This window comes from Mesorhizobium bavaricum (genome assembly GCF_056781655.1).
The window spans coordinates 3122236-3139976 of the sequence record NZ_CM165566.1 but is presented as its reverse complement, the minus strand read 5'-3'; the positions used below and the strand labels follow the sequence as shown (position 1 = coordinate 3139976).

Here is a 17741-nt window from a genome sequence, read left to right as displayed (position 1 = left end):
TCATACAGGCCCGCGCGGGTGAGGCCAGCCCACGCGCCATCCGTCATGGGGCGAGGAAATCCGGCCCTGCCGTCAGCCCTCGGGGCCCATGCGGGCCATGCAGCGGGCCTGGTCGCGCGGGCGGCCGAGTTCCTGATAGCGTGAGGCCGCCTCGTCGAAGGCGGCGAGCGCGCGGATCTCGTGGTTCTGCGCCCGCCGCTGCACACCGCGCGCTTCCCAAAGGGCGGCCGCCCAGGGGCCGCCATGCCACATGCCGGCGATGCGCTCGGCGTCGTTCAGGCGGCGGTCGACCTGGTCCAGTTCGCCCGCCTCGGCGAGCGCGATCGCAGAGGCCGTACGCAGCGCCATCGAACAGGGCTGGCAGGCGCCGTGGGTCAACAGCCGGTCGCCGGCGAGGATCTCCTGCGCCACCATCTTGGGTGTCGCCGCCGCCCGCACGGCCAGCGCCTGCATGCGCATGATCAGGTGCGGCGACAGCCATGAGCGTTCGGCGTCGGTGAGACCGCGCTGGATGAGCCGGCTGGCGCGCCATTTCTGGCCGCGCTCCAGTGCGATCTCGGCCAGCCGCTCTATGGCGAGCACGCGGCCGGCCACCGCGTCCGCCTCAAGCAACAGCCGCTCGCCCTCGGTCAGATGGCGCTCGGCCTCGTCGAGGTCGCCCGAGAACAGCGCCGCCTCGCCCAGAAGCAGGCAGGCAAGCCCGCGGCCGGCATTCGATCCGGCCTCCTCGGCCACAGTGAGCAGCTCGCGGGCAAGGCCTGCAACTTCGGCATGGCCCGAGGCGCTGCACAGGCAGAATTCGGACAGGCAAAGGTGGCCATCGAAGACATGCTGCACAAAGGCCGGCTTGGCGCGAACCCATTCGATGAATTCGGAACGGAACAGTTGCGGCCACTGCGCCCGCATCATCGAGGCGAGGCCGAGCAGCGCGCTCGCCTCGCCGACTTCGCGCGGCAGATCGGCGCCGAGCGCCAGGTCGCGGGTGTGCCTGGCGATCTCGCTTGCCTTGTCGAACTCGCCGCTTTGCAGATGCACCAGACCCCAGGCAAGCGAAGTGCGGATGCGCTCCGACAGGCTGACGGTCTCGGCGCCGGAGAGTGCCAGCGCCTTCTCGTAAAGGGCAATGGTCGCCGCACTCGGCCCGACGCCGAGTTCGGCGTGCAGGTTGTCGCGCAGCTGGTTGAACTGGCGGATGGCCTCGACGCGGTTGCCGGCATCGAGTGCCGCCTGCATCAGCGCGCATTGGGCCTGCTCGTCGGCGGGGTCGAGCGCGATCAGGCGCTGCCACAGGCCGCCGGCGCGCAAGAGGTCGCTGTAGCGCTGCTGCAATTGCGCGCGCGGCGTGTCGAGCCACTCGACGAAAAGATCGTCCGGCAAAAGCCTGCCACCATAGAGGTCGGCGGCGCGCTCATAGGCGCTCCTGTCACTTCCGCGCAGCGCCGCCTTGGCGGCGGCCTCGAAGCTTTCGGCGTCGATCTCGAGCTCGGCATGCGGGGCAAGCGAGACGATATCGTTGCTCACCTCGATCAGGTCGTGGCCCCCAAGCGCGCGGCGCGCGAAATGAATGGCCTTGCGCAGATTGGCGCCGGCCGCCTCGGGATCGGCATCGGGCCAGAAAATTTCCATGGCCTGCTCGCGGTGGATGCGATGGCCAGACCTGAGCGCCAGCAGCTTGACCAGGGCCGACGCACGGTCGCGCCGCCAGTCGGCCGCCGGGATCGGGCGGCCATCGACGCTGACGGCGAAGCGGCCGAGCAGAAGGATCGAAACGCGCATGCAGGCACCATCAGGAAAGCCCGGCCATGGCGGCGCCAGAAGCCGTCACCAGCCAGGGAGCGTTGGGGAACGCTGGCGGAACATAGATTTCCTAATTTGCCCTCGCAATCGAATTCCAACCGGAAAGGAAAGCAACCATGTCACTCCGTATCGCAGACATCGCCCCCGACTTCACCGCCGACACCACCGAAGGCACGATCAGCTTCCACGAATGGCTGGGCAAGGGCTGGGGCATCCTGTTCTCCCACCCCAAGGACTACACGCCGGTGTGCACGACCGAACTCGGCTATATGGCGCGCCTCAAGCCCGAGTTCGACAAGCGCGGCGTCAAGGTCATCGGCCTCTCCGTCGACCCGGCCGAAAAGCACGCCGGCTGGGCCAAGGACATCGCCGAGACGCAAGGCATGGCGCCGAACTTCCCGATGATCGGCGACCCGACGCTCGCCATCTCGCAACTCTACGACATGTTGCCGGCGTCGGCCGGCAACAGCGCCGACGGGCGCACCGCCGCCGACAACCAGACGGTACGCAACGTCTATGTCATTGGCCCGGACAAGAAGATCAAGCTGGTGATATCCTACCCGATGACGACGGGCCGCAACTTCGACGAGGTGCTGCGCGTGGTCGACTCCCTGCAACTGACGGCCAAGCACCGCCTGGCGACGCCGGTCAACTGGAAGCCGGGCGACGACGTCATCATCGCGGGATCGGTGTCGAACGACGAAGCCAAGCAACTCTACCCGCAAGGCTGGAAGGAGCCGAAGCCTTACATCCGCATCGTGCCGCAGCCAGTCCTGACCTGACATCGGCCAAACGACGAGGACTTGGACGGCCAACACTTTGGCGGCGAGGACACGGGAAGTCCCCGCCGCCACGACGGGAATGATCGGTCAACCAGGAAATATTGGTGGGGAACAAAGATGAACACTGCAAGCAAACCGCGTATCGTCGTGCTGGGAGCCGGTTTCGGCGGCCTGGAACTGACGACGCTGCTTTCCGAAGCGATGGGCGACAGCATCGACGTGACGCTGATCGACCGGAGCGATTCCTTCGTGTTCGGCTTTTCAAAGCTGGACGTGATGTTCGGCCTGAAGACGCCGCAGGCCGTGCGCCTGCCCTACAAAAGCTACGCCAAGCCAGGCGTCAGGATGCTGAAGCGCACGATAACCTCGATCGACCCCGAAAGGCGCCGGGTGACCACCAATGACGGCGTGTTCGACGCCGACCACCTCGTCGTCGCGCTGGGTGCCGAATATGATTTCGACGCCACGCCAGGGCTTTCGGGAACCAACGAGTTCTACACCGTGGCGGGGGCGGAGCGGCTGCGCGACGTGCTGCCGACCTTCAGGAAAGGCAAGGCGATGGTCGGCGTCTGCGGGGCGCCCTACAAGTGCCCGCCGGCGCCCAGCGAATGCGTGCTGATGCTGCATGACTATCTCGTCAGGCAGGGCGTGCGCGAGGCCTGCGAGATCGCCCTGGTGCTGCCGCTGGGCAGCCCGGTACCACCCTCGCCCGACACCTCGCGAGCGCTGCTGGCGGCCTTTGCCGAACGCGGCATCAAGTTCGTCCCCACCAGGCGCGTCGCCTCCGTCGACAATGCCCGCAATGTTGCGGTGCTCGACGACGGCACGGAAATGCCGTTCGATCTCTTCCTCGGTGTTCCCAAGCATCGCGTGCCGCCAGTGGTGCTGGAGAGCGGCATGGCCGAGAACGGCTGGATCCCGGTCAACCCACGTACGCTCGAAACAAAATACGAGAACGTCTACGCCGTCGGCGACGGCGCCAACACCGGCACGCCCAAGGCCGGCGTGTTCGCCGAGGGTGCGGCGCGCGCCGTTGCCAGCGGGCTCATCGCAAAACTGCGCCAGAGCGGCAGCGGCTCGCTCTATGACGGCTTCGGCACCTGCTATATCGAGTTCGGCGGCGGCCGCATCGGCAAGGTCGAGGTCGATTTCTTCTCGGGTCCAGCTCCAACCGGCACCTACTACGAACCCTCGGTGGCGCTGCGCGCCGACAAGGAGACTTTTGGATCGAGCCGGCGCTCGCGCTGGTTCGGCCTCTGAGGCCGGAGCATCGAGAGCGCTCGGGGGCCCGGTACCCCCGGCGCGATCCTGCTGCGCGAGGCGCGCAGGCGAGCCCCTACCCTGTTTGTGCCAAGGCCTCGCGGCGATCACCTCGTCGACCGGGACTGCAATCTTGGCTATCCTGTCGGCATGACGGTGGTCCACGAGGACACCGCCACGGAGGGATGCTGCGATGGGTGAAACTTCGGCCGGCTTGCCGCGGTACGTGGATGCCGTTCAGCGCTTTCACATCGAGGATGAAGTCGCGCGCCTTCACGGCGACCCTTCGACCGGCATCAATGCCTATGTCGAATGCTGTGGCCGCTACACAGGCGAGAACCGGCTGGCGCTGCGCGCCATCTCCGCCAGCGGTGAGCTCAAGGAATTCTCCTTCGACGATCTCGCCGACATGTCGGCCCGCGTCGCCACCATGCTGAAGGAAGCCGGCGTCGGCCCCGGCGATGTCGTCGCCGGCATGCTGCCGCGCATTCCCGAACTGGTGGCGCTCATCCTCGGCACCTGGCGCATTGGCGCGGTCTATCAGCCGCTGTTCACCGCCTTCGGCCCAAAGGCCATCGACCATCGGCTGAAGACCAGCGGCGCCAAGCTCGTCGTCACCAACATGGCCAATCGCGGCAAGCTCGACGAGGTCGGGGACTGCCCTCGCGCCGCGACCATCCTTGGCCAGGGCGAAGCCTTGCCGGCCGGCGACATCGATTTCCGCGCTGCGCTGGCTGCCGCCTCGACAATCTGCGAGCCGGTGCTGCGCAGGGGCGACGACCTGTTCATGATGATGTCGACCTCGGGCACGACCGGCCTGCCCAAGGGCGTGCCGGTGCCGCTGCGCGCGCTGCTGGCCTTCGGCGCCTATATGCGCGATGCCATCGGGCTCACCCAAGACGACGTCTTCTGGAACATTGCCGATCCGGGCTGGGCCTACGGCCTCTACTACGCCATCACTGGCCCCTTGCTGCTCGGCATCGCGACGACCTTCAACGAGAGCGCCTTCACCGCCAAAAGCACCTACGACCTCATCGAGCGCCTCGGCGTCACCAGCCTTGCCGGGTCGCCGACCGCCTTCCGCCTGCTGCTGGCCGAAGGGCCGCAGGCCGCTGCCCGCATCAAGGGCCGGCTGCGTGTGGTGAGCAGCGCCGGCGAACCGCTCAACCCGGGAGTGATCCGCTGGTTCGACGCCCATCTCGGCGTGCCGATCCATGACCATTACGGCCAGACCGAGAACGGCATGATGGTCAACAACCATCACGGCCTGTCGCACCCGGTGCGCCCGGGCTCGGCCGGCTTTGCCATGCCGGGCTACCGCATCGTCGTGCTGGACGAGGCGGGCCAGGAGCTTGGCCCCAACCAGCCCGGCATCCTCGCCGTCGACATCGCCAACTCGCCGCTGCGCTGGTTCGACGGCTACCACCAGGCGGAAACCCCCGCGATTTCGGGCGGCTATTACCGCAGCGGCGACACGGTCGAGTTCGAGCCGGACGGCTCGGTCAGCTTCATCGGCCGCGCCGACGACGTCATCACCTCGGCCGGCTATCGCATCGGGCCGTTCGATGTCGAAAGCGCGCTGATCGAGCATCCCGCGGTCAACGAGGCGGCCGTCGTCGGCGTGCCCGATCCGCAGCGCACCGAAATCGTCAAGGCTTTCGTCATCCTGGCATCTTCGTTTCGCGGCAGCCCGGAACTCGCCGAGGAACTGGCGCAGCATGTCAGGAAGCGGCTCTCGGCCCACGCCTATCCGCGCGAAATCGATTTCGTCAGCGAACTGCCGAAAACGCCGAGCGGCAAGATCCAGCGGTTCTTGCTGAGGAAGGCCGAGGTGGAGAAGCGCAAACGGGACTGATGCAGGGAGGACACGGCGCCAAGGCTGCGCCGCGCTCCCTGTGTTTCTCCGAAGCCTGATCTTTTTTTCAACATGCTCGTTGCGCATTGTCTTCCGGATAAGACCGAAATTTGGGGTATGTCATGCGGTTGGTGTGGACCATCATCTTCGCGCTCGCGACCGGCACGGCTTTCGCGGCCTCGCCCGAGGACGACTATATCGCCGCACGCGACAAGGCGATTTCCGCTATCGCGGCAATGGAAAGCGCGAACGAACCTGTTGAAACGCTCGATGCCGCCGGGACGAAGGCGCTGGCCGATCTCGAAAAGCGTCTGTCCGCCATTCTCGGCCCGCTGGCGGTTGCGGGTTTTCCGGCGACCGGCACGATCAATATCGAAAGCCTGAGCGACTCCGATATCGGCTTCGGCATGCTCGACGGATTGCGATATGCCAAAGGTGACGACGGCCCGAGCCTCGTGGCAACGACGCGGGGGCTGCTCGAGCGCTGGCTCCAGTCGAGAGCCGCCGAGATGGACGCGAGCTTCAGACTGCCCGCCGGCATCGATGCGGCGCTGAAGCTCGATGCCTTCTACACCCAGGCCATCAACAGCGACGCCGCGTTCACGGGGACGCTCGACTTTCCGCTGAAGAAACCTGAAGGCGCCGACATCGCCCTTGCACGGCTCGGCGGCTGGGCGCAGGACATCGGACCGAACCCCGACCAGCAGGTCATCGTCACCATCGTCAAGGGCAACAGCGTCATGATCGCCTCGGCGCCCGCGGCACCGCCTGTTCCGAAGATCGCGGCCTGCGACGCCCTGTGGGCCTCGGCGGACGCCGCCGCCCAGAAATTCCAGGAGGCCTACCAGGCCTCGGATCTCAAGGACCAAGAGTCGTATGATGCCGGCAATGCCGCCTGGGAAAAAGGTGATGCCGACTATCGCGCCTGCATGGGCGAGCACCTGCCAGGCGAGGCGGTCTTCCCGGCACTTCTCGCCCAAGCCCAGGAGCTTGCCGACCACATGGCCGGCAAGTAGGCCTCCTCCCGGCGCATCGGCGCCGCGCCTCCTCAGCCGGTTGCTTCCGGCCCAGTGCGCCAGTCGTCGTGCTGCGCCGACCTTGCCTCGGCAGGGTGGCTCGGCGAGGCAAGGCTCGGTCAGGCGCTAGTCCTTGGCGCGATAGGCTTCCGGGACGACGAACACTTCGTCGGCCCGGCCATAGCCGCCGTCGGCGACTTCCTCCACCAGCACCATCGTGTAGGGCCTTGCGGCTTCGCCGAAGAAGTCGACGAACATCGCGGTCGTTCGATGGATGAGGTCTTCCTTCTGCGCCTTGGACAGAGCCGCCTGCGGCATCTTGATGTTGGCGAATGGCATGATCGTTTCCTTTGCTCTCGAAGTTGATGTCAGGCAGTGGGATGGAGCAGGTCGGCAAGGCCGATCCGTTCCATGAGTTGCGCGCGGACGCGATCGGCAACGCCATTGACGATCGTCGCGCCATCGTCCGAGGGGTCGATGTGGACGCGCAGCGGGCGCCTTCCGTGCGGCATCGCGACGAGGTCGACGATGGCCGCCGCGATATCAGCCGGATCGGCGTTAGCCGGCTCAAGCGCGGCCAGTCCCTTCAGCACCCGATCATCGACCCCGGCGTAGGGCCCGGACCAGTAGAGCGCGGCGCGCTCCGCATCCGCGGGCGCCGCGGCATGGTGAAAATGCTCGGTGCCCTTGGTGAAGGCGCCCGGCACGACGATGGTCGTCTCGATGCCGAAGCGGGCAAGTTCCAGCGCATAGCTCTGCGCCAGCGCATCCATGCCGGCCTTGGCCGCGAAATAGGCCGCAAGGAAGGGCGGGGTTCCGCCACGCGTGCTGCTCGAACCGACCCAGATCATCTGGCCCCGGCCAAGAGAGCGCATATGCGGCAAGGCCGCCCGGTTGACACGCTGGGTGCCGACGACGTTGACGTCATAGAGCTGTGCCAGCTGTTCGGGCGCGAATGCCTCGGTCGGTCCAAACCCCATGTGCCCGGCATTGTGGATGAGCACGTCGAGCTGGCCGGCCTCGCTGAGGATCAGCCGGACCGCCGTCTCGGCCGAAGCGTCCGAGGTGACATCGAGCGCGATGGCCTTGAGCGCCACGCCCTCGTCGCGGGCGAACTTCTCGATTTCGGCTGCCGCAACACCGCCGCGCGCCGCCGGGTCGCGCATCGAGGCATAGACCGTGTGGCCAGCTTTCGCCAGCGCCCGCGCCGTCATTGCGCCGAAGCCGCTGGAGGCACCTGTGATCAGAATTGTCTGTTGCATGATTGTCTCCTCAGACCACGCCGCCATTGGCGCGGATGATTTGCCCGTTGACCCAGCCGCTGTCCGGCCCGGCCAGGAACGACACCAGCCCGGCAATGTCGTCGGGCTGGCCGAGCCGGCCGAGCGGGATCATCTTGCCGATGGCCTCGATCTGCGCCTCGCTCTTGCCGTCCGTGAACAGGGCGGTCTCGATCGGCCCCGGCGCCACCGCATTGACGGTGACACGGCGCGCGCCAAGCTCCTTGGCCAGGATGTGCGTCATCGCCTCGACGCCCGCCTTGGTGGCGGCATAGACGCCGTAACCCGGCTGATAGAGCCCGACGACGCTGCTCGAGAAATTGATGATGCGGCCGCCGTCGCGAAGCCGGCGCGCGCCTTCCCGCATGCCGCGGAACACGCCGCCGAGATTGATCGCGATTTGCGTATCGAAAGACGCGTCGTCGGTCTGCACGATCGGCGCCGTCTTCATGATGCCGGCATTGTTGACGAGAATGTCGATGCCGCCAAATGCCTTCTCGCCGGCGTCGAACAGCGCGGCGATGCCGGCCGGATCGGCGATATCGGCCTGCACGGCGATCGCCTTGCCGCCGCCGGCTTCGATCGCACGCACAAGCTCTTCGGCCTCCGCGCGTCCCCTTGCATAGTTGACGACGACGGCGACGCCGTCGCGGGCGAGCCGCTGTGCGATGGCGGCACCGATGCCCTTGGAGGCGCCGGTCACGATCGCGGCTCTGGTTTGATTGCCCGTACTTGTCTGCTGATTTGCCATGGACGTGTCTCCGTGTTGTTGGTGACGCAGATATAGGCCAAGCGATCTTCCGGATAATCAGCCGCCTATTGACATCACTATTCGGAAACTGCGAACAACGAGCATGGATCGTCTGGACACCATGCGGCTCTTCGTTCGCGTCCTGGAGCGGCGCAGCTTCACCGCTGCTGCCGCCGATCTCGCCCTGCCGCGTTCGACCGCGACGGAAGCGATAAGGCGGCTGGAAGAGCATCTCGGGGCGCGCCTGCTCGAGCGAACGACACGGCAGGTGAACGCCACCCAGGACGGCGAAGCCTATTACCGGCGCTGCCTGTCGATCCTTGCCGAAATCGAGGACGCCGAGGCCGCTTTCCGCAATGCCGAGCCCTACGGGCTGCTGCGCATCGACGCCAGCACACTGCTTACCCGCACATTCCTTTTGCCGCGCCTGCCGGAGTTTCTTGCCCGCTATCCCCGCATCGACCTGCAGATCGGCCAGAGCGACCGGCTGGTCGATCTCGTGCGCGAGGGCGTCGACTGCGTGATCCGCGTCGGCGAACCGCCCGACAGCGGCATGATCATGCGGCGGCTGGCGATGGTCCGCGAGATCACCTGCGCCAGCCCCGCCTATCTCGAACGGCACGGCACGCCGGCCTCCCCCGATGCGCTCGATGGCCATGAGGCGGTGGGGTTCGTCTCGTCGCGCACCGGCGAGACCCTTCCGTTCGAATTCACCGTCGGCGCCAAGACTCGCGAGGTCAGGCTGCCGGGCCGCGTGGCGGCCAACAATTCGGACACCGCCGCCGACCTGGCGCGGCTTGGGCTCGGCCTCATCCAGGCGCCGCGCTATCGCTTCGAGAAGGACCTTGCCGACGGGACGCTCGTCGAGGTGCTGGCCGGCTACCCGCCCTCGCCGACGCCGCTGTCGGCACTTTACCCGCAGAACAGGCAGCTCTCGCCGCGGCTTCGCGTCTTTCTCGACTGGGCGTCGCGCATCTTCGCCGAGGCGAACCTGTAGCGCCCGGCCTCGGTTGAGCACAGCCTGAGCCGTTCCAATCCATCCACGCCCGGTATAGAAATTTCTTTTCTGGCATGGAAGGTTAAATTTAAGCGTTTGCTACTACGATCGGCTGGCGGGCTATTGTCCAGGAAAGGTATGCAGGTCGAATTGGCCACAACGGGATTCAGTCTCGGCCGCGTGAGGCAGGCCGTTTTTTCCTCCGCCAACTTGCCGGCGGCGATTGCTTTTGTTGTGCTCATGGTCTGCGCCGTCATTGCCGACCAGCAGAACAGAAGGGTTTCCGATCAGCTGGCGCGCGCTGATGTGCTGGCCAAGGTCAACGTCATCCGCGCCAAGCTGGAAGGCAACATAAACGGCAATCTTCAGCTTGTTCAGGGGCTCGTCTCAGCCATCGTTACAGAGCCCTACATGGGCCAGCAGAGATTTGCATCGCTCGCAGGCAATCTGTTCGAGCAGAAATCGCAGTTGCACAACATCGCCGGCGCACCAGACCTCGTTATCTCGCTGATGTTCCCGATGGAGGGCAACGAGAAGGCAATCGGGCTCGATTACCGCAAGAACGAGGAGCAACGCCTGGCTGCGCTTCGGGCGCGCGATCAGCGCGCGCTGGTATTTGCCGGACCGGTCAAGCTGGCGCAAGGCGGGCGCGGCTTCATCGGCCGCATCCCGGTCTTCGTGCCGACAGCGGGCGGCGGCGACCGCTTCTGGGGCATCGTCTCGGCGGTGGTCGACGTCGACCGGCTCTACGCGGCGAGCGGACTGGCCGACCCCGATCTCGACATCGATGTCGCGCTCACCGGCAAGGATGCGCTGGGCGGCGGCGGCGAACGTTTCTTCGGCAACGGCAATGTCGTCGCCGGCAATCCCGTGTCGGCCGATGTGCAATTGCCTTCAGGCTCCTGGCAGATCTCGGCCATCCCCAAGGGTGGCTGGCCGGCTCCGAAAAATGAGTGGACCTTGCGGGCGCTCATGGCACTTGCCGGCGCGCTGGTGGTGCTGCCGATCCTGGTGGCCGGGCGCCTGTTCGGCGAACGGCAACAGAACTACGCCGAGTTGAGGCGCCTGTCCGGTCGCCTGGAGCTGGCGCTGGAAGCCTCGGGCATCGGCGTCTGGGAGCACGATCTCGCCAGCAACGAACTGCTGTGGGACGACCGCGTCAACGAAATCTACGGCAAGCCGGCCGACGGCAAGCCGCGCGGCTATGCCGACTGGGCGCAGGCGATCCACCCCGAGGACATCGAGCGGGCAAGGCAGGACTTCGATTCGGCCGCGGCGACAAAAGGCCCCTACTTCTCACAATACCGGCTCCTGCGCCCCGACGGCGCTGTCCGTCATGTGCGCACGCGCGCAAGCTTCTTCCAGGACATCAGCGGCACGCCCAAGCTGATCGGCGCCGAATGGGACGTAACCAGCGACGTGCTGCTCAACGAGAACCTCATTCGCGAGCGCCAGCTGTCGGAATCGAAGAACGCCGAACTGAAGCTCGCCAAGGCGCATATCGAGCATGTGGCGCTGCACGATTCGCTGACCGGCCTGCCCAACCGGCGCTATCTCGACGAGATGCTGGCCGAAACCGACCAACACGAGCGCATGGCGCTGCTGCATCTCGACCTCGACCGCTTCAAGCAGATCAACGACACGCTCGGCCACGCAGCGGGCGACGCCATGCTGATGCATGCCTCGAAAGTCATCACGGCCAATGCCGGTTCTGCCGATTTCGTTGCGCGCATCGGTGGCGACGAGTTCGTCGTGGTGAGCCATGGGCGTGACGACGACGAGCTCTCGGCACTCGCCGACCGCATCATCGAGGAGATGCGCCAGCCTGTCGAATATCGGGGCCATCAGTGCCGGTTCGGGGTCAGCATCGGCATTGCCGCCAACAGCGGCGTCGACGCAAAGCAGCTGCTCGTCAACGCCGATCTCGCGCTTTACCGGGCGAAGGGCCGTGGCCGCAACCGCTACGAGTTCTTCAACGAAGAGCTCCAGAGCGAGATCGTGCGGACCAAGCAGATCGCCGATGAGATCCTGGGTGGGCTGGAGCGGAACGAATTCATCGCTTACTTTCAGCCGCAGTTCGACGCCAGGACGCTCGAGATCGTCGGTGTCGAAGCGTTGTCGCGCTGGAAGCATCCGCGCCGCGGCATCCTGGCCCCCGACGCCTATCTCAAGGTGGCCGAAGAGCTCAATGTCGTATCGCTGATCGACCGCATCGTCCTCAAGGAGGCGTTGGAGAATTTCGAGCGCTGGTCGCGCAGCCATCTCAATATCCCCCGCGTCTCGGTCAACGTCTCGGCCAGGCGCCTGGAGGACAAGGACCTCATCAAGGGTCTGCGCCAGCTCGCCATCAAGGAAGGAACCGTGTCGTTCGAGCTGGTGGAGTCCATCTTCCTCGACGAGAACGATGATCTGGTCACCTGGAACATCGAGCACATCAAGGAACTCGGCATCGACATCGAGATCGATGATTTTGGCACCGGCTATGCCTCGATCGTCTCCCTGCTCAAGCTGCGGCCGCGTCGCCTCAAGATCGACCGCCAACTGGTCACGCCCATCACCGGCTCGACAGCGCAGCGACATCTGGTGTCGTCGATCATCGAGATCGGCAAGTCGCTCGGCATCGAAGTGGTTGCCGAGGGCGTGGAGACGATGGAGCACGCGCGCATCCTCAAAGAGCTTGGCTGCGATATCCTGCAAGGCTACTTTTTCGGCCGCCCGATGGAGGCGAAGGCCTTCAAGACCTTCGCCCAGTCGCGCAAATGGCTGGCGGCCGGGTAGCGGCCAGGCGCCCCTACCCTCGCGACATGGCCGCGACATTGGAGTGTTTCGCACCTATTCGGAAGAATTCGGAACAATTGCTGTAGCCTTTGAGACTCCGGCCCGAAGCTCCCCCAGTGTGAGGCCTGCCGTCATGCCGACGGCATGGAACCCCAAGAGGGAGCAATGAACGTCGTCACGTCAATTCCAGACACCGAAAGCGATTTGGCCGTCAGCAAGCAGGCGGCCTATGAACCCCTTTTCAAAAGGCGGGGGCCATCGCGCTTCGAAGACCTCGAACAGGAGCGGCAACACCGAAAGGAAAGGCTTGCCGCCGGCTTCCGCATATTCGCGGCGCTGGGTTTCAGCGAAGGCGTCGCCGGGCATATCACGGCACGTGACCCGGAATTCACCGACACGTTTTGGGTCAATCCGTTCGGCATGCATTTCGCGCACATTACCGTCTCGGACCTCATTCGGGTCGACAGCGCGGGCGACGTGGTCGAGGGCACGATGCCTGTCAATGTGGCCGCGTTCGCCATTCATCATCAGGTCCACGCGGCGCGCCCGGATGTCGTTGCGGCCGCGCACACCCACTCCATCTACGGCAAGGCATGGTCGGCGGTGGGCCGGTTGCTCGACCCCATCACGCAGGACGCCTGCGCGTTCTATGAGGATCACGTCTTCTTCGACGACACGCGGGTGCTGGTCACCGAGGCGAGCGAAGCCGCACGCATCGCCGAGTGCCTTGGTGCTCGCAAGGCGGCGATCCTGCGCAATCACGGTCTGCTCACGGTTGGCCAGACCGTCGACGAAGCCGTCTGGTGGTTCATCTCGATGGAACGCTGCTGTCAGGCGCAGTTCCTCGCCGAAAGCGTCGGGACGCCACTGCAGGTCGACCCGGAAAATGCCCGTGCCACCCGCGCGGTGAACGGCACGCCCCTGGCCGGCTGGTTTCAATGCCAACCGCTCTGCGACCGCATCCTCAGGCAACAGCCGGATCTGCTTGGATAGGTCCGCGCGTGGTCGGCTGTTGGCCAGCGAAGGCTTGACCATCAGCCTCCAGCGGCAGGTCCATTTATGACCAGCCTTTTGGCGGCATCGGCCGCGGCGGTGCAATAGTCGCGGTCGCCATGGATCAGGATCATGACCATCGCACCCTCGACCAGCAGGAACAACTCGCGTGCCCGCTCGCGCGGCGATGCCACCTGCGCTTCGGCGAGAAGGGTTGCCAGATGCTGTTCCATCAAGGCTTTGTGCCGGCGCGCCATCGAGCGTGCCGGATGGCCGGAGAGATCGGCAAGCTCGATTGCCAGCCGGGTAAATCCCGATCCAGCCCAGCGCGGCTTGGCCGACCATTTGGCCAGTCCACCAAAGAGCTTGTCGACCAGTTGCTCCGGGCCGCCCGACAGGTCGATGCCGTAGGTCTGGAACTCGGCGAAGGCCCGCTCATGCTGTGATGCAAGCACCGCGGTCAGCAACGCGTCCTTGCTGTCGAAATGATAGTAGAGTGTGCGCTTGGTGACGCCTGCGGCACTCGAGATCTCATCCATGCCGACGCGAAAGAACCCCCGACGGCGAAAGAGCTTGTAGGCCGCCTGCAATATGTCTGGCCGGGTCTGGTCGGACGATCTGGGCACGGAGCGACGCTCATACCGATGGATGAATGTATACTCGCTAGTGAATTTACATCCGCGCGCGGGCGACATTCAATGGATCGGTCACAATATTCATCAGGGAGCCGACGATGGACAGGCTGGTCTCCGCAGTACCTGATCTTGGACAATCCACCGATGCTGCAACGTTTCGCGCCCAAATCAAGGCTTCAGCGGCGCCCTTGCGCCTGAAAAACATGACCTGCATCGAGGATCTTCGGCAAGCGGCCCGCCGCCGCGTTCCCAAGCCCTTTTTCGACTATGTCGAGGCAGGCGCCTATTCCGAACAGACCTTGCGCGCCAACAGCGCGGATCTGGAGCGCATGACGTTCCGCCAGCGCGTACTGGTCGACGTTTCGCAACGGGACACCGCGACAACGATCCTCGGCGAGAAGGCCTCGCTTCCGATAGCGCTGGCACCGATCGGCATTGGCGGGATGCAGTGGGCCGATGGGGAAATTCTCGCTTGCCGCGCCGCGCAGGCGGCCGGTGTCCCCTACACGCTCGGAACGATGTCGATCTGCTCGATCGAGGACGTTGCCGAGGCGGTCGAGAAGCCGTTCTGGTTCCAGCTCTATGTGATGAAGGACCGCGGCTTCGTGCGCTCGCTTGTCGAGCGTGCCGCGGCGGCCCGCTGCAGCGCGCTGGTGCTCACCGTCGACCTGCAGGTGCTGGGACAGCGCCACGCCGACGTGAAGAACGGGCTCTCGGTTCCGCCGTCGCCGAACCTGCGCAACCTTCTCGCACTCGCCACCAAACCCGCCTGGGCCTGGCGGATGCTCACCGCCAGGCGCTGGACGTTCGGCAATCTCGCCGGCCATGTGAAAGGCGAGCAAGGCGTCAAGGAACTCGCGGACTGGGTGTCGCATCAGTTCGATCCCACGCTCAACTGGAACGACGTCGAGTGGATCAGGAGCATCTGGCCAGGCAAGCTCATCATCAAGGGCATTCTCGACGTGGACGATGCGCGCACCGCCAGCAAGGCCGGCGCAACCGCGATCGTGGTGTCCAATCATGGCGGCCGGCAGCTGGATGGCGCACCATCGACGATCTCCAAGCTGCCGGAAATCGTTGAAGCGGTGGGCTGCGAAACCGAAGTGCTGTTCGATGGCGGCGTGCGGTCCGGTCAGGATGTGATGCGCGCGCTGGCACTTGGCGCGAGAGGCTGCCTGGTCGGCCGGGCATACATATACGGCCTTGGCGCCGGCGGAGAGGCCGGTGTGGCAACGGCCATTGAGATCCTTCGCAAGGAACTGTCCGTCACCATGGCGCTGACCGGCACAAGAAGTGTCGACGAAGTCGGCGTGCGGGTGCTGGACCAGCCGAGACCAACTGGATGACGGCCGTCACGATGTCCGGCGGGTCTGCCTGCCGTCCATGCCGTGGGGCACCTCGATTGCCTCGGCGCGGCGCTTCTGGCGGTCGATGTAATCCGTCATGTAGCGGTCGAGGGCGGCCCGGAATTCTACTTCGCGCGGGCGCGGTCTGCTCGCCGGAACCGCCTGGCTGGTCTCAGTCTCAAACTCGAAACGGTCAAAAACAACAGCGGACATTTTCGGCTCTCCTGTCTCGAAACGCGATGACAGGATGAGCCGGGCGCGCATTGTCGTCCCTGGCGCCTGGCCGAATAGTTCTAAAAAGCCCCGAAAATATGCTAGTTTGCACCATGGTGGGGAAGCGGTTTGCCTTCGGCCCGTTCGAGCTCAATCCGGAGGCGGGAACGCTGCTCCGGCAAGGCATGCCCGTTCCCGTCGGCTATCGCGGCGTGCTGCTGTTGGGAGCACTGGTGGAGCGGCCCGGCGAAGTGCTGTCCAAGGCCGAACTGATGGACGCGGCGTGGCCGCACGCGGCCGTCGAGGAAAGCAACCTCTCGGTCCAGATCGCCTCGCTCCGGAGACTGCTTGGATCGGGGTCGGACGACGCCGAGTGGATCGCCACCATCCCCCGTGTCGGCTACCGCTTCGGTGGCGTGGTGGATTGCCTCGACGCGGCCGCGGCCCCACCCGACAGCGCGGAGGCCGGGCCTTCGATCGCCGTGCTGCCCTTTGCCAATCTCAGCGACGATGCCGAGCAGCAATATTTCGGTGACGGCCTCGCAGAGGACATCATCACCCGCCTGGCGCGGCTGCGCTGGCTGTTCGTGTCGGCGCGCAACTCGTCTTTCACCTATGGCGGCAAGCCGGTCGACGTGAAGCAGATCGGGCGCGAGCTCGGCGTGCGCTATGTGCTCGACGGAAGCGTGCGCCGCTCAGGACAGCGGCTCAGGATCAACGCCAGGGTGAGCGACGCCGACGCCGGGCGCCAGATCTGGGCGGAGCGCTATGATGCGGAGATCGCCGACTTCTTCGCGCTGCAGGACGAGATTGCCGAGAGCGTGATCGGCGCCATCGAGCCCAGGCTCTACGTGGCCGAGCAGGAGCGGTTCCAGAGCCGGTCGCCCGGCAGCCTCGACGCCTGGGGGTTCGTGATGAAGGCGATGCCCTATGTCTGGACCTGGGCCTCCCTGCCGGATTTCGAGATCGCCGAGCGGCTGCTCAAGAAAGCCATCGACATCGACCCCGACTATCCGCGCGCCAACTGCCTGATTGCCTGGGGTCTCGCAGCAAAGGCGATGCTTGGGCTGGCTGATGCCGAAGCGGCCTTGCCGACCGCCCACGACATGGCGCAACGGGCAATCCGCAGCGACCCCGAGGACCCCTGGACGCACTTCGCCACGGGCTTCGTGCATATGGCCTCGCGCCGTTTCGATCCGGCCGTGAAGGCCTTGTCCGAGGCGATCACCCTCAATCCGAGCCTGGCCTATGCGCATATGATCCTTGGATCGACCTATGCCTATGCGGGGATGCCCGACGACGGCCTGCACCATGTCGCGCTGGCCGACAGGCTCAGCCCGCGCGATTTCACCCAGGCGGGCAGCCTTTCCGTCATTGGGCTCTGTCATTTCATGGCCGGGCGCTACGCCGAAGCAGCCGAGTTCGAGCGGCGGGCGGTGGATCTCAGGCAGAATTTCGGCACGGCCTGGCGCACATATGCCGCCTCGGCCGGCATGGCGGGCGATCGCGCCACCGCGGCCCACGCGCTATCGCAGGCACGACGCCTGCAACCAACCGTCTCCGTGGACTGGGTCGAGAAGTACCACCCCATCGTCCACGAAAAGGATCGTGCGCTCTATATCGAGGGGCTGCGCGTCGCCGGGCTCGACTGATCGGAGAGGCCGGCTCCGTCGTTGCGGAGAGATTCAGCAGAATTTCAGAAATTTTCCGGTACGCGCGCTTCCCTTGGCTTCATTGTTCTCACAACGAAACGGAGGAGGTCGAACATGTCACCGAATGAGAGCATGCGCCAAGCCGCCCGGCATGAACTCCTGGAATTTGCGTCCAGCGTCATGGCTGGGTCCCCTTGTGCCCCCATGCCTGGAACAATGTTCGAAATGCTCGAGATCATGGCCGTGGAGAGGCGTATGGCTTCCAGCCAAAGTGAAGGCGGGTCAAATTCTCCTGAACCCTTGACGTCCGCGCCGATTGAGACCCCAATCAGGCAGCGTTTGGTCGAGCTGGTCAGATCGGCATTCAATGTCGCGAGAAAACCCAG

Annotated in this window: 15 protein-coding genes; 9 read left to right on the top strand and 6 right to left on the bottom strand. The window is 65.3% G+C overall.

Going from position 1 to position 17741, the window contains the following annotated elements; genetic code table 11:
• Nucleotides 1-72 precede the first annotated feature (72 nt).
• Nucleotides 73-1776, bottom strand: a complete 1704-nt coding sequence (locus AC1RZR_RS15345) for an AfsR/SARP family transcriptional regulator (RefSeq protein WP_481828823.1) — start codon at nucleotides 1774-1776, stop codon at nucleotides 73-75.
• 137 nt (nucleotides 1777-1913) lie between these two features.
• On the opposite strand from AC1RZR_RS15345, the gene AC1RZR_RS15340 reads away from it, so the two are divergent.
• The 4 genes from AC1RZR_RS15340 (at nucleotide 1914) to AC1RZR_RS15325 (ending at nucleotide 6710) form a co-directional block, all read left to right on the top strand.
• A complete protein-coding gene (locus AC1RZR_RS15340; RefSeq protein WP_481828822.1) occupies nucleotides 1914-2579 on the top strand; it encodes a peroxiredoxin in 666 nt (221 codons plus the stop codon).
• A 117-nt stretch (nucleotides 2580-2696) separates the two neighbouring features.
• Nucleotides 2697-3839: an NAD(P)/FAD-dependent oxidoreductase gene (locus AC1RZR_RS15335; protein WP_481828821.1), complete on the top strand. Its 1143-nt coding sequence runs from the start codon at nucleotides 2697-2699 to the stop codon at nucleotides 3837-3839.
• Between the two features lie 193 nt (nucleotides 3840-4032).
• Entirely contained in the window at nucleotides 4033-5694 is a 1662-nt protein-coding gene (locus tag AC1RZR_RS15330; protein ID WP_481828820.1) for an acyl-CoA synthetase, read from the top strand.
• Nucleotides 5695-5816: 122 nt separating this feature from the next.
• Complete coding sequence (locus tag AC1RZR_RS15325; protein WP_477278465.1) at nucleotides 5817-6710, top strand: hypothetical protein; 894 nt, start codon at nucleotides 5817-5819, stop codon at nucleotides 6708-6710.
• Between the two features lie 126 nt (nucleotides 6711-6836).
• On the opposite strand, the gene AC1RZR_RS15320 is transcribed toward AC1RZR_RS15325, so the two are convergent.
• Genes AC1RZR_RS15320 through AC1RZR_RS15310 form a run of 3 tightly spaced genes read right to left on the bottom strand, consistent with a single transcriptional unit; the run spans nucleotide 6837 to nucleotide 8741 of the window.
• On the bottom strand, nucleotides 6837-7049 hold the full coding sequence (locus AC1RZR_RS15320; protein ID WP_477278464.1) for a tautomerase family protein: 213 nt from the start codon (nucleotides 7047-7049) through the stop codon (nucleotides 6837-6839).
• 29 nt (nucleotides 7050-7078) lie between these two features.
• Nucleotides 7079-7975 (bottom strand): SDR family oxidoreductase, encoded by an 897-nt coding sequence (locus AC1RZR_RS15315; protein WP_477278650.1) that lies wholly within the window; start codon nucleotides 7973-7975, stop codon nucleotides 7079-7081.
• A 7-nt stretch (nucleotides 7976-7982) separates the two neighbouring features.
• Nucleotides 7983-8741 carry an SDR family oxidoreductase gene (locus AC1RZR_RS15310; RefSeq protein WP_477278463.1) on the bottom strand — a complete coding sequence of 253 codons (759 nt, stop codon included), beginning with the start codon at nucleotides 8739-8741 and terminating at the stop codon, nucleotides 7983-7985.
• Nucleotides 8742-8844: 103 nt separating this feature from the next.
• On the opposite strand from AC1RZR_RS15310, the gene AC1RZR_RS15305 reads away from it, so the two are divergent.
• The 3 genes from AC1RZR_RS15305 to AC1RZR_RS15295 all read left to right on the top strand — a co-directional run bounded on the left by AC1RZR_RS15305 (nucleotide 8845) and on the right by AC1RZR_RS15295 (nucleotide 13509).
• The gene (locus AC1RZR_RS15305; RefSeq protein ID WP_481828819.1) at nucleotides 8845-9738 is read left to right on the top strand and encodes a LysR family transcriptional regulator; all 894 of its coding nucleotides are present in this window, start codon (nucleotides 8845-8847) and stop codon (nucleotides 9736-9738) included.
• 138 nt (nucleotides 9739-9876) lie between these two features.
• Nucleotides 9877-12516, top strand: coding sequence for a bifunctional diguanylate cyclase/phosphodiesterase (locus tag AC1RZR_RS15300; protein WP_481828818.1), 2640 nt, complete (start codon nucleotides 9877-9879; stop codon nucleotides 12514-12516).
• 165 nt (nucleotides 12517-12681) lie between these two features.
• Nucleotides 12682-13509: a class II aldolase/adducin family protein gene (locus tag AC1RZR_RS15295; RefSeq protein WP_481828817.1), complete on the top strand. Its 828-nt coding sequence runs from the start codon at nucleotides 12682-12684 to the stop codon at nucleotides 13507-13509.
• Nucleotides 13510-13550: 41 nt separating this feature from the next.
• Here AC1RZR_RS15295 and AC1RZR_RS15290 read toward each other — a convergent pair whose 3' ends face one another.
• On the bottom strand, nucleotides 13551-14135 hold the full coding sequence (locus AC1RZR_RS15290; RefSeq protein WP_481828816.1) for a TetR/AcrR family transcriptional regulator: 585 nt from the start codon (nucleotides 14133-14135) through the stop codon (nucleotides 13551-13553).
• Between the two features lie 203 nt (nucleotides 14136-14338).
• Here AC1RZR_RS15290 and AC1RZR_RS15285 point away from each other — a divergent pair, with 203 nt between their 5' ends.
• Nucleotides 14339-15490, top strand: coding sequence for an alpha-hydroxy acid oxidase (locus tag AC1RZR_RS15285; RefSeq protein WP_481829066.1), 1152 nt, complete (start codon nucleotides 14339-14341; stop codon nucleotides 15488-15490).
• A 6-nt stretch (nucleotides 15491-15496) separates the two neighbouring features.
• Here the strand turns inward: AC1RZR_RS15285 and AC1RZR_RS15280 are convergent, their stop codons facing one another.
• A complete protein-coding gene (locus AC1RZR_RS15280; RefSeq protein ID WP_477278452.1) occupies nucleotides 15497-15703 on the bottom strand; it encodes a hypothetical protein in 207 nt (68 codons plus the stop codon).
• A 113-nt stretch (nucleotides 15704-15816) separates the two neighbouring features.
• Between AC1RZR_RS15280 and AC1RZR_RS15275 the strand changes: the two genes are divergently transcribed.
• Entirely contained in the window at nucleotides 15817-17355 is a 1539-nt protein-coding gene (locus tag AC1RZR_RS15275; protein WP_477278450.1) for a winged helix-turn-helix domain-containing tetratricopeptide repeat protein, read from the top strand.
• The last annotated feature ends 386 nt before the right edge of the window (nucleotides 17356-17741 follow it).

Coding starts and splice junctions, on each gene's coding strand:
- AC1RZR_RS15300 (WP_481828818.1), top strand. CDS start 9,877: ATGCAGGTCGAATTGGCCACAACGGGATTCAGTCTCGGCCGCGTGAGG.
- AC1RZR_RS15295 (WP_481828817.1), top strand. CDS start 12,682: ATGAACGTCGTCACGTCAATTCCAGACACCGAAAGCGATTTGGCCGTC.
- AC1RZR_RS15325 (WP_477278465.1), top strand. CDS start 5,817: ATGCGGTTGGTGTGGACCATCATCTTCGCGCTCGCGACCGGCACGGCT.
- AC1RZR_RS15305 (WP_481828819.1), top strand. CDS start 8,845: ATGGATCGTCTGGACACCATGCGGCTCTTCGTTCGCGTCCTGGAGCGG.
- AC1RZR_RS15275 (WP_477278450.1), top strand. CDS start 15,817: ATGGTGGGGAAGCGGTTTGCCTTCGGCCCGTTCGAGCTCAATCCGGAG.
- AC1RZR_RS15320 (WP_477278464.1), bottom strand. CDS start 7,049: ATGCCATTCGCCAACATCAAGATGCCGCAGGCGGCTCTGTCCAAGGCG.
- AC1RZR_RS15335 (WP_481828821.1), top strand. CDS start 2,697: ATGAACACTGCAAGCAAACCGCGTATCGTCGTGCTGGGAGCCGGTTTC.
- AC1RZR_RS15280 (WP_477278452.1), bottom strand. CDS start 15,703: ATGTCCGCTGTTGTTTTTGACCGTTTCGAGTTTGAGACTGAGACCAGC.
- AC1RZR_RS15340 (WP_481828822.1), top strand. CDS start 1,914: ATGTCACTCCGTATCGCAGACATCGCCCCCGACTTCACCGCCGACACC.
- AC1RZR_RS15330 (WP_481828820.1), top strand. CDS start 4,033: ATGGGTGAAACTTCGGCCGGCTTGCCGCGGTACGTGGATGCCGTTCAG.
- AC1RZR_RS15310 (WP_477278463.1), bottom strand. CDS start 8,741: ATGGCAAATCAGCAGACAAGTACGGGCAATCAAACCAGAGCCGCGATC.
- AC1RZR_RS15345 (WP_481828823.1), bottom strand. CDS start 1,776: ATGCGCGTTTCGATCCTTCTGCTCGGCCGCTTCGCCGTCAGCGTCGAT.